Below are 11,721 nucleotides of genomic sequence, written 5' to 3'. Positions count from 1 at the left end.
GCGATGGGACATAACGTCAGTTAAAAAATGGAATTCGAGCTGAGCGAACGGTTGCCCCGCTCTTTTTTGGGTTCAGTTCAGTTGAAAACGGCGGTCTTTGCCGTCAAACGGGGGATAAAAATTGACACTCAAGATCGAATAGCCCCGGCCGGTATTTTGGGCCCAGTGCAGCGTGCCCTTTTCTACGCGCACCCTGTGATCGGGTACAAGATTTACGGTCTGGCCAGATACGTTCAGCCGATTTTCACCCTTCACCAGAGTTACCTCAAAACTATGGCGATCGTGAAAATGCGGCTTCTCGGCGCCGTTCATGAGAATGATATGCGAGCTCTTTTCGTTGTCGCGGTAGACTTCTTTGATGACCAGTTCAGCCTTTTTCTCTTCTTCAGAGAAAAAGCGCTCGGGCGAGGGTTTTTCACAATAGCTATGGAAAAACACAGCGAATGCAAATGCCATGAATTTGCGCATGGCCGATTATACTGGTGCGAATCGGCGCGTCAAGTGACGACGCGCCTGTAGAGCCTTAAACCGGCTTTTTGCCGTCGGTATCGAGGCTTGCCTTGCCGCGAAAGATGGTGAAGAACACGTAATCCCACAGCGGTGAGCTGAGGCCAAAGTTGTACTTGTTCGTCAGAAAGTGGTGGCGCATGTGGTTTTCTTTGATTTTGCGAAACCATGCGGATTTAAAGTTGAAAAAGTGGGTGGCGAAGTGAATGAAATCGTACGCCATATACGCGGTGATAAAACCCGCAAAGATGGGCAGATAATAGGTGCCCCCAACGGCTTCGAAAAGAAAGTAGAATAAGATCGCCAGCGGAATACTCGCGCTCGGCGGCATCACGAGGCGGGTGGCATCGTTGGGAGCGTCATGGTGAATACCATGAGAATAGAAGTAGATTGCCTTGAAGACGCGGTTCGTCTGTGGAATGTGAAAGAAAAAGCGGTGTAAAAGATATTCGGTGAGAGTCCAGATGAAGATGCCGAGGCCGAAATAGGCCAGAATCATCAGGGGTTCGAGATTACCTTGCATGAAGGCGTAGTACATGGCAACGACAACAACGGGTATGTAGACGACGAACGGGGTCGCAGGGTGCACATGCGAGAGGCGCTCCATCCAGTCCCATTTGAACATGCGAATCGTTTCGCTGGTTGCCATGGCTTCTTTAATCGATTTTTTCGCGGTTGTCTGCATTCTGCCTCTTCGCCTTCTTTAAGGCGGATCAACGGCAGAAAACTGACTTTTGCACACCGCGTCAATCAGTTATGACCGGGCGGTCAGACAGTGCGAAGCCGGCCGGCCAGAGATAGGTTCTATATCCTCATCGACGCACCGCCTCAGATTTGCAGGGGTGGCCTGACCATGAAAGCCCTGCCGCTCTGCCTTTTATGCCTCGTCGCTCTGGTGAAATGCATCAGCTTTGCCCGCAGCGACCGGTCGCCCGAGCAGATCGCTGCCGAACGCGCGCTGATGACGAAAAAAACGGCGCTGCTCGAACGCGAGAACCAGGTGCTGCGTGACGAGAACCTCGAGCTCACGCGACTCAACGATCTGAGCAGAGCCGAAAAGGTGAAGATGCAGGCCGAGCAGATCGCCGAACTCGAGCGGCGGGCCGCGCAGCTGAAACAGGCCGAAACGAGCATCGCCAACCTCACTGAAAAAATCGGCATTCTTGAATCCGAGAGCGGTGGTCGTATAAAACAGCTCACCTCGCTGAACGAACAGCTCGCGAGAAAGTCTGCCGAAGACGCCCGCAAGCTGCAAGAAGAACTGACGAAGTTACAACTCGAATCGGCGCAAGAAAAAGAGCGTCTCGGCAAAGAAGCCGCCGAGAAGGAGTTCAACTTTTCCAAAGAGCTGCAAGAAATGCGCAGTCGGCTTGCCGAAAAGACAAAAGAGGCTGACGAGCTGCGGCGGCAGGTGGCCGAACTTCGAGCCAATGAAGCCAGGCAGCAACAGAAACCTGCGACACCATCACCCGCGACAAAATGAAGCGCTTCTTGCTCTGCGTTTTTTGCCTGAACTCTCTGCAGGCAGCCCCGGCCGAAGTCACGGTGTACCTCACCGCGAATCTGGGTGGGCGGTTTCCGCTCGACCAGAAATATGACGAAAACGAAATGCTGCTCACCGCCGCCTATCTGCGAAAGGCACGCGACGCTAAAAAAGACTCGTTTCATTTCGATTTGGGTAATGCGTTCTTTCCCGGTCGCCTCTCACGCTTCAGCTTCGGCTCGCTGACTGCTGACTACCTGCAAATGCTGCGGCTGGATGCGGGCCTCGTGTCGGCCGGCGACCTCAACATCGGCGCCGAGAGTCTCGATTACATCAGGCGCGCGCGTGGTATTCGCCTTCTTTCAGCGAACATCTACAGAGAGAACAATCATTTCTTCGACAGTTTTACTGTAATCGAGCGCGGCGGCCTGCGCATTGCGGCTGTGGGGCTCACCTCGACGCGCTCGCTCGTCAACTACGCCGAGGCGAAATATCTCGACCTGCATCTTGAACCGCCGTTGACAACGGGTACGCAGGCAATTGCCGCAGCTGCAGCCGCTAAACCTGATCTGCTCATCGTGCTAAGCGGTTTGCCCATACGCGACGCGGTCGCATTCTTGAGCAAGAACCCGCAGGTCGACATGATTCTCTGCGGCGGTGATGCCGATACGCGGCTCGGGCAAGAGGCGATTCGCATGATCGAACTGCCCGACGGCCGGCGCGCCGTCGCGATGCCCAACGGCACTTCGCTCATGCGGCTTGAGCTGGCAAAACGCGGCAAAGTCTGGACTCTGAGCGACCGCGAGATCGTCGATGTTTATGCAGGCGATGAGAAGCTGAATTTGCCTCCGACTTTCGAACGCCGACTTGCACGCTGGCAAAAGGGGTATGGTTTAGCCGAAGACTCAGAGGCCAAGAAGCTCGTCTTTACCCCGTTCAAACTGACGCCCCAGTTTGCTGCAGCGACGCTCAGAGATGGCTTCGGCTGCGACGTGGCATTTGTCGAGAACGACGATGTGGATATAGAAACCACACCGCTCATCTCGCGGGCGCGCGACATTCGCTACGCGGTACAAAACGATTATGACATCTTCACGTTTCGCATGCGGGGCTCAGATCTAAAAGCCTTCTATCTGAAGCAGCGTAGCCTGGTTTTTTCAGGCATGACAGATAAAAGTGTAACGGGTTATCCGCTGCGCGACGACGTGCATTACCGGGTCTGCGCGACACAGCGCGGCTTTGAAATTGCTATACCGGCGGGCAATGCACGGCTAAAGCACAAGAACCAATGGCTGGGCCTCAGCGACAGCATCACGCGCACGGTCGAAGAAGGAGTAACCGACCCCGACGCAAAAGCGGACAGCAGGTTTCGCTTTCTCACAACTTTTAACCTCTCGAACATCTACGAAACCGGTGCAGTTGCAAACACGAGCCGCATCGACACACCCCCCGGGCAGCCGATCGACTCGTATTTTAAGTGGGGCCTGGAGAACGACGTGAATTTTACCGTCTACAACCGCCGCCATTCTTTCTCTTTTAATCCTTATATTTTCTATGTCAGGCAGGTAGACCAGATTGTGCGCAACCTGTTACGCGGCGACATTACATACACCTACAATACAGAATGGTATATCAGACCTTACCAGAAAAACCGAATCGACACGGTCGTCGTGCCGGTAAACGGCCTGAGGCCGAGTTTCTTGCGAGAAACAGTGGGCGCCGAATTTACATGGAAGTTTTTTACCGGCAGGCTGGGTGGTGGTCTTGAAAAAGAAATTCTCGACCCGGTGAATGACCCTAACTGGGGTATTGAATCGAACATCGGAGCGCTGTGGCAGTTCTACCCCGGTATGCAGTATAAACTCGCATTCGACTCGTTCTCTTCGCGCACCTATGCGGGCTTCTGGCGACACCGCATTGAAATCGCGAATTCACTCATTTTCACGATTGCCGCGCCGCTGACGTTCACTGTCAGCCACCGCTGGTATTACTTCTATCTGGGCTCGGTGAGTGACTTTTATAACGCGTCGATCGTGCTGCTCTCACTCGACCTGCGCACAACCTGGAAGGAGCCGTAATTCAAGTTTTGCTGCGCAAAACTTGAATTACTTGGTCTCTGCGATAATCTGACCCGACTTGGCGCGGTAATACTGAATCTGGTCGGCAAGGCGCTTACGGCTTTTGATCGTAATGCCATCTTCTTCGACGATCAGGTTGTCGTTTGCCCGAAACGAAGCTTCGGTCGTGTCTTTGAGGCGCATAATGCCGCAGAGAGTTTTGAGCTCGTTCAGCGTAATTGCAAATTTATATGATTTGTCCTGTGCGCTGTTGTCGCGCGTGCGCAGGTTCTGGTTGCGCACCAGGTTATAGAGGTACGCATACATGCGCACGAGCGGGTCGCCGATTTTGAAGATGATGAGGCGCTGGTGCGAGAACCAGATGCGCCGTGCCATGTTCTCAAAGATCTTCTGCAACACACCTTCGGCCACACTCGAAACGAGCTGCTGCGGTGAAATGCGAATGAGCTGCGAATCTTGCGTCGTGACGGCAGTACCCATGCGGGGAGCGTCTTCGATAAAGGCCATTTCGCCGAAAAGCTCGCCCGGGCCGAGCACATCGATGATGAATTCTTCACCGCGGACAATCCTCATGAGTTTTACGGAGCCTGACAGAACGACGAAGATCTCTTTGCCCATTTCACCTTCAGAAAACAGCATCGTGTCTTGTTCGACGGCGGTTGTTTTGCCGGTAAAGTCGATTTCTTTGTAGTGGTCTTTCACCTCTTCAAAGCGTGTGCGCGCCAGATCGAGGTAGACGCCTTCATTTTGTTCGGCCCAGTCGATGTATGCCTTGAGCGCCCGGGCTGCGTAATGGGGTTTATCCCACTCGATATATTTGCCCGCCAGATTGTAGAGAATATCGGGAGTAATATTTCGGTCTTCAGGTGCGTCGAGTTTCGAAAGGTGCAGCTGAATGGTTCTCAGTTCGCGCGAATAGAGACGCAGCATCTTCACCGCAAGGTCTGACTGCGACTTGAGGTACGCGCCGATCATCGAAACGGGAATCTCGGCCACCTGCGCATCGGTTGTCGCATAGATGGTCACGAGAAATCGGTGCCCTGTGAGCGCCGAAACGAGACCAAAACTGTCGCCCGCCTCGAAGCGCGAGAGCACCTTGTCGTTCAAGCGGTGCTCGGTATCGATCGCGAGCACACCTTTGCGCACCAGGTAGAAAATTCCGGGGTTGGGGGCGTTCTGTATGATGACGGTGTTGCCGGCTTTATAGTCTTTGATCTTGATTTCAGGCATTGGTCTAAGGTAATTATCGGCAACGTCGATATCCGCTGCAAGTGGAAAAGCCGCACGGCGTTGAGCGGTGTGAATTATTTATGGGACATAACTTTTCCGGGACGGCCGTGATATCTGAGAATTGGTTTATGTTCTGATCGACGCTCCAGGGAGAAAGGGGCAGACACGTCGATGCACGCCACACGACGCATTGCTATACTAGCAGCCGTAACACTCATAAATTTTGCCCCTACCGCCTGTAGTTCATCAGGTTCTGGCGATTCTGCGACTTCGGGCTCTTCCGCTAGCGCCACCACCTTTACGGTTGGTGGCACCGCATCTGGCCTTACGGGCACGGTCGTGCTGCAGAACAATGGAGCTGATGACTTGACGCTCACAGCCAACGGTAGCTTCAGCTTCGCGACGAGTCTTGCAAGTGGCAGCGCTTATCAGGTTAGCATCAAGTCAAATCCCAACAGCCAAATTTGCTTTTTTCAGAATGCGAGCGATGCGGGCAACGTCGCAAGTGCAAATATCACGAGCGTTGCACTGAATTGCGCTAGTTCGACAAGCACTACGCCCGCTTGGGTGCAAGATGCATACCTAAAGGCGTCAAACCCGGGGGCGAATGATAACTTCGGCCTTGCTGTTGCGGTGTCTGGCTCGACGGTCGTCGTGGGTGTGCGCAACGAGGATTCCAACCAGACCACGATTACTAATACCGACAGCACCGCAACTGCCGACGACAGTGCTGGCAATTCGGGTGCTGCCTATGTCTTCCAGAGAGATACATCCGGCATCTGGGTCCAAGATGCATACCTCAAAGCGTCTAACGCAGAGGCCGGTGATTGGTTTGGTACTGCCGTCGCTATCTCAGGATCGACCGTAGTTGTCGGCGCAATAGAGGACGATTCGAATCAGACCACTATCACCAATACGGACGGTACGGCATCTGCTGACAATAGTGCGTCGAACGCGGGTGCTGTTTATATTTTCAAGCGCGAAACTTCTGGCAACTGGGTGCAGGATGCATATCTAAAGGCATCGAACGCAGAGGCGGGCGACTACTTTGGTTTTTCCGTCGCAATCTCTGGCTCGACTGTGGTTGTAGGCGCGCGTGACGAGGACTCCAACCAGACAACGATCACGAATACAGACGGCAGTGCGTCGGGTGTCAACGGCACATCAGGCTCCGGCGCGGTATATGTGTTCAAGCGCGATACCTCGGGCGACTGGGTGCAAGATGCGTACCTAAAGGCATCCAACGCTGGGATAGGCAGCTCATTTGGCTGGGCTGTTGCTATCTCTGGCGCAACTGTGGTTGTTACTGCGCCTAGTGAGCGTTCAAACCAGACGACCATTACGAATGCCGACGGGGCAGCTTCTGCGGACATAAGCGCTTCTGCTTCCGGGGCTGCCTATATCTTTAAGCGTGAGGCCTCGGGCGATTGGGTGCAAGATGCGTACCTCAAGGCGTCGAACGCAGAGGCGGGTGACGGTTTAGGTGAATCCGCTGCTATTTCGGGCTCGACTGTAGTTGTGGGAGCACGCAATGAAGATGCAAATCAAACGACGATCGACAATAATGACGGTGCGGCATCCGCAAACAACAGCACTACCGGCTCGGGAGCTGTTTATGTCTTCAAACGCGAGGCGTCGGGCGACTGGGTGCAAGATGCATTTCTAAAGGCGTCCAACGCTGAAGCATCTGATTCCCTTGGCTACTCGGTTGCGGCATCTGGTTCAACCGTGGTCGTGGGTGCGCATCAGGAAGCTTCAAACCAGACAACGATCACAAATACAGATGGCAGCGCGTCGGGTGTTAACGGTGCCGCCAGCGCCGGTGCGGTATATATCTTCAAGCTGCAATGATCGAAGCTACGGCAACCCGACAGCATTGCATATTTGAGGGATCTCGGTGGTGAAATGCGCGATTACCGCTCATATCGCTGCGGGCAAGGCGTTCTGCTCTCATTACCTGCCGCGTCGGGATTTTGGTTAGGCGTGACAAGTGACGCGATCCTTGCAATGGAAATCCATCTGCAAGACATGGCAACTCCCAACTAAGGAAATGCACCACTATGAAAGTTGAACAGAATACGACCCTGCTTTATGCGGCTGCGGCTCTAGCCGTCGCGGTTGCTGCCTTTCTCTTCTTCGAAAACCGCCGGCAAAACGCACAGATCGTTGAATTGTTACAGCGCGCGCAGACAAGCGGGACCGCCGACAAGAAGCAAGCTGACCCATACCTCGCCGGCCCGGTCAAGAATCGCGTGCTCAAGGGCTATCCCGAAGTTCAGGCATGCTACAAGACCTATTTGGCTGCGAATCCCGCGAAACAAACGGGGAAGCTACGTGTAGATTGGCAAATTTCGACTTCGGGGCGGACAATTGCTCCCGAGATTGTACTTTCAGATTTTGCTGCTCAACAATTCGAGAGCTGTGTGGTTACCAAAATTGCCGAATGGCGTTTTCCTGAGCCGCCAGTCACAAAGTACGTCGAGCATACTTTCCGATTTGAAGATAAAGCGAAGCGAGAGAAGTAGTAGTTCCGAAATTCCAAAGCTGATAGACAGACCCCCGCAGACCTGTACGCGCGCACAAAGTTGTTCCGATTATCTGGACAAGGCCATGACCTCGGCCACTTTCAGCCCTAAAAAAGCCGTACACCTCAATTGGATTGGGTAAGTATGAGAAATAGCCCTTGATCGAGGTGGATTGGGCACTATGTCTCCGAAGCTGGCGCCCAGATTTCTATGCTGTCAGGTTCGTGGTCATTACAAAGCCCACAGAACTCGGTTGCACATAATTCATAAATCAGCCGTCCTTCTGTTTGAGGCATCGGGCAGGCTGCGATGTTATGGAACGAGACTCATATGCAAAAAGAGCGGAGTGGAATCGCTCGCTATCAGTCAAGTAGGCTAAACGCGGCCGTTTGCCCTAAACCAAGGCGTAACCTTAACTCCCTCCTTTATTCAGGCGACATAATATGTCGAGACCGCAGAGTGGCCTGAATTACTATGGCAAAAGCGAAGAAACCTGAGAAGAAACCGGCCAAGACAGTCGCGGCAACCCCAGCCAAGAAGCCGGTCACAGCAACTGAAGAACCGATGCACGGGCATGTCTCTGAAGAGTACAACGCCTCGAAGATTCAGGTTCTTGAAGGCCTCGAGGCTGTGCGCAAGCGGCCCGGCATGTACATCGGCTCGACCGACCTGCCGGGTCTGCACCACATGGTTTATGAGGTTGTCGACAACTGCATCGACGAAGCGATGGCGGGCCATTGCGATACAATTGAAGTCGAAATCAGCAAGGGCAACATTATCAGTGTGTCTGACAACGGGCGCGGCATCCCTGTGGATATTCACCCCAAAGTGGGAGTTTCAACGGTTGAGGTTGTCTTAACCAAATTGCATGCGGGCGGCAAGTTCGGCGACGGGGCCTATAAAGTCTCGGGCGGCCTGCACGGTGTCGGTGTGTCGGTGGTCAACGCCCTGTCTGAATGGGTTGAAGTCGATGTACACCGCGACGGCAAACAGCACCACATTGCGTTCAATCGCGGCAAGACAAGAGCTCCTCTCAAGGCGAAAGGGCCGAGCAAAAAGCGAGGCACGACGGTCACGTTTCTGGCTGACAGCCAGATATTCGACACGCTCGAATACCGTTACGACACTCTTTCCTCACGGCTACGAGAACTTGCCTTTCTCAACAAGAATGTAAAGATCACGATACGCGACACGCGCGAGAAAGAAGTCAAAGAACACGTATTTCAATACAAGGGCGGCATTGTCGAATTCGTCAAGATGCTTACCGAAAAAAAGAACCCGCTGCAAAAGAAGCCAATTTATGCGATTCAGCAGAAAGACGGCATTCAGGTCGAGCTGGCGATCGAATACTGCGACACCTATTCAGAGCAAATTTTCACGTTTGCGAATGCGATACACACGCGCGAAGGCGGCACGCACCTCGAGGGCTTTCGCACTGCGCTGACACGGGCACTCAACGAATACAAGAAGAAGCTCGGCTATGACAAGAAGGTTGAAGAACCACTGACAGGCGACGACGTGCGCGAAGGCCTCGTTCTGGTACTTTCGATTCTGATACCGAACCCGCAATTTGAGGGCCAGACAAAGATGAAGCTCGGTAACGGCGAAGTGAAAGGCATCGTCACTTCGGTCGTATACGAGAAGCTCTGCGAGTACTTTGAAGAAAACCCGCAAGACGCCAAGCGTGTCATCGAAAAGTGTATGCAGGCTGCGCTCGCGCGCATCGCCGCGCGCAAAGCTAAAGAACTCGTGCGCCGCAAGAGCGCACTCGAAGGCGCCGGGCTTCCCGGTAAACTCGCGGACTGCAGTGCGCGCGAGCCGAAAGACTGTGAACTCTTTATCGTCGAGGGTGACTCGGCGGGTGGGTCTGCGAAGCAAGGCCGCAACCGCCATTTTCAGGCGATTCTGCCGCTCAAGGGCAAGATTACGAACGTCGAGAAGACCAAGCTCGACAAGATTCTGGGCGACGGCGAAGTCGCGGCGCTGATTTCAGCGATCGGCTGCGGCATCGGCGCCGAATTCAACATCGACAAGTTGCGCTACCATAAGATCGTCATCATGACCGATGCGGATGTAGACGGTGCGCATATCCAGACGCTGCTTTTGACCTTCTTCTTTCGCCACATGCCGCTCTTGATCGAAAAGGGCGGGCTCTATATCGCGCGTCCACCACTCTACCTTGTATCGCATGGCAAAGAGAAGTTCTACGCCTATTCTGACCAGGAAAAGGATAAAATCATTAAGGGCTTTAAGGCAGAGTCGAAATACGTGATACAGCGTTACAAGGGTCTTGGTGAAATGAACCCCGAACAACTCTGGGAAACCACAATGGATCCAGCACGCCGGGTGCTGATGCAGGTATCAGTCGACGATGCAGTCATTGCCGACGAGACTTTTATCATTCTCATGGGCGACGAGGTAGAACCGCGCCGCCGCTTTATCGAAGATAACGCCAAAAAAGTCGAAGAACTCGATTTGTAAGACCGCGCGGCCCTTCGAGCACCTCAGGTGCCGCGCGCTGTGACGAAGCGCAGCTGAGTCTCCGCTTTGGAGGCGCTCGAAGCGCGCCTTACTTTAACCCTGCCCTTACGTAATTGCGCAGGTGCGCACCGACACCGCCCATGTGGGTAGTGATGACCTTGTCGAGTTCGGCGAGCGATTTCTGGTTCGCTTCAGGCAGCAGGTTACCTTCTGAAAAACCCTTGAGCAAATTCGATTCGTCGATCAGCGTGTCGACGCTGTCCGAGACCTCGTAACTTTCATCTGTCAGTTTCTTGATAATGTAGTTTGCATCAAATGGTCCATACGTCTGGTCTTTGTCGATCGCCGTGACCGCCTTCAACATGGGGTGTTCCAGGTTCTTCGTGCGGTAGGCTTCTGCCAGCACACTGTAGTGGTATTCTTCAATCTGCGTGTGGCGGGCGGTAATGCGGTCGATCGCGTCATTCTTTGCGCCGTCAAAGCCAATCATCGCCTTGGTGTTGATCCACAGCATGCCCATGGTGCCATAGTTGGGCAGCACGCGCGCGTGGTAGGGTTGCGTCAGGTCACCGACGTAGTGCAGGCCCCAGCCGAGAAAGCGGTAACCCCAATAGGGGTGGCCGGTTTTGAAAGCGTGCCGTGCAAGGTTCAAAAATTGATGCACCCTGTACTGAGGATACGTACGCTTTAGAAATCCGGCTGCGAGAAAAATGATTCCCGATTCGTGGTAATAACCGATGTGAAATGGCGCCTGGGTGCCATAATAGAGCTTTGGGTTGCCAAACGATTGCTTGCCGAAACCGTATTGTTTGCCAAATTCAGAATCGTTGTCTTCGAAGAGGTTGATGTCGAGGCCAAAATCGGGTTCATCGCCCGCTGTTGCGACGACCTCGACCGGCGAAACGGCCTGCCCAATCTTGACGTCGTAGAAGTTGTACTTGCGCTTTAGGTCTTTTTCGCCGAAAATGCTTACCGTATTCGGGTCTGATTTTTTGCCGGCGAGAGGTTGGCCCGGAACCTGCTGCAGAAAATACCCCAGGGGTGTGCCGGGGTTCACACGAATGGCCCGCAAGAAATTGGCGCGAATGTTTGAGGCATCGCCGCCCCGGAACGCTAGCGCATTGGGTCGCGGTGCAGCCTTCGGAAAAGCCTCTTTCGCTTCTGCCTCGATCTGGTCGAGCGCAGCAGCAAGGCTTGCCTGTTCTTTCAGCAGAAAATCTTCGAGGCGTTCGACCTTAACTTTTGGTGCTGACGCCAGCTCGGGCAGCGCCTCAAGCGCCGCACGGTTAAACAGGTAGTGGTTCGACCATGCAAAGGTCGATTGCGTTATCATGAGAAAAGCGGCAACCAGGGCCGCGAGCGCTGAAAATTGCTTCATCGCTCACCAATTGCCGGGCGCGGTCGGCAGTCAAGAATA

9 protein-coding genes are annotated in these 11,721 nt (G+C 53.8%); 5 read left to right on the top strand and 4 right to left on the bottom strand.

All coding sequences use genetic code 11. The features are described from left to right. Window positions 1–72: 72 nt before the first annotated feature. On the bottom strand, window positions 73–468 hold the full coding sequence (locus tag TURPA_RS07650) for a cupin domain-containing protein (RefSeq protein WP_014802723.1): 396 nt from the start codon (window positions 466–468) through the stop codon (window positions 73–75). A gap of 55 nt (window positions 469–523) precedes the next feature. Then, window positions 524–1,192: a sterol desaturase family protein gene (locus tag TURPA_RS07645; protein ID WP_014802722.1), complete on the bottom strand. Its 669-nt coding sequence runs from the start codon at window positions 1,190–1,192 to the stop codon at window positions 524–526. A gap of 168 nt (window positions 1,193–1,360) precedes the next feature. On the opposite strand from TURPA_RS07645, the gene TURPA_RS07640 reads away from it, so the two are divergent. After that, on the top strand, window positions 1,361–1,990 hold the full coding sequence (locus TURPA_RS07640) for a hypothetical protein (protein ID WP_014802721.1): 630 nt from the start codon (window positions 1,361–1,363) through the stop codon (window positions 1,988–1,990). Beyond that, complete coding sequence (locus TURPA_RS07635) at window positions 1,987–4,068, top strand: metallophosphoesterase family protein (RefSeq protein WP_014802720.1); 2,082 nt, start codon at window positions 1,987–1,989, stop codon at window positions 4,066–4,068. The genes TURPA_RS07640 and TURPA_RS07635 overlap by 4 nt, the downstream gene beginning before the upstream one ends. A 27-nt stretch (window positions 4,069–4,095) precedes the next feature. On the opposite strand, the gene TURPA_RS07630 is transcribed toward TURPA_RS07635, so the two are convergent. Then, window positions 4,096–5,298 (bottom strand): Crp/Fnr family transcriptional regulator, encoded by a 1,203-nt coding sequence (locus TURPA_RS07630; RefSeq protein WP_014802719.1) that lies wholly within the window; start codon window positions 5,296–5,298, stop codon window positions 4,096–4,098. Window positions 5,299–5,469: 171 nt separating this feature from the next. Here TURPA_RS07630 and TURPA_RS07625 point away from each other — a divergent pair, with 171 nt between their 5' ends. The 3 genes from TURPA_RS07625 to gyrB all read left to right on the top strand — a co-directional run bounded on the left by TURPA_RS07625 (window position 5,470) and on the right by gyrB (window position 10,304). After that, window positions 5,470–7,149 carry a hypothetical protein gene (locus TURPA_RS07625; protein ID WP_014802718.1) on the top strand — a complete coding sequence of 560 codons (1,680 nt, stop codon included), beginning with the start codon at window positions 5,470–5,472 and terminating at the stop codon, window positions 7,147–7,149. A gap of 209 nt (window positions 7,150–7,358) precedes the next feature. After that, window positions 7,359–7,823, top strand: coding sequence for an AgmX/PglI C-terminal domain-containing protein (locus TURPA_RS07620; RefSeq protein ID WP_014802717.1), 465 nt, complete (start codon window positions 7,359–7,361; stop codon window positions 7,821–7,823). A gap of 564 nt (window positions 7,824–8,387) precedes the next feature. Further along, window positions 8,388–10,304 carry a DNA topoisomerase (ATP-hydrolyzing) subunit B gene (gyrB, locus tag TURPA_RS07615; RefSeq protein WP_041949096.1) on the top strand — a complete coding sequence of 639 codons (1,917 nt, stop codon included), beginning with the start codon at window positions 8,388–8,390 and terminating at the stop codon, window positions 10,302–10,304. Window positions 10,305–10,392: 88 nt separating this feature from the next. On the opposite strand, the gene TURPA_RS07610 is transcribed toward gyrB, so the two are convergent. Beyond that, complete coding sequence (locus tag TURPA_RS07610) at window positions 10,393–11,682, bottom strand: phospholipase C/P1 nuclease family protein (protein ID WP_014802715.1); 1,290 nt, start codon at window positions 11,680–11,682, stop codon at window positions 10,393–10,395. Window positions 11,683–11,721 lie beyond the last annotated feature (39 nt).

Source organism: Turneriella parva DSM 21527, assembly GCF_000266885.1.
Taxonomy (GTDB): domain Bacteria; phylum Spirochaetota; class Leptospiria; order Turneriellales; family Turneriellaceae; genus Turneriella; species Turneriella parva.
The sequence above is the reverse complement of the archived record's forward strand: the minus strand, read 5'-3'. Positions and strand labels throughout refer to the sequence as shown.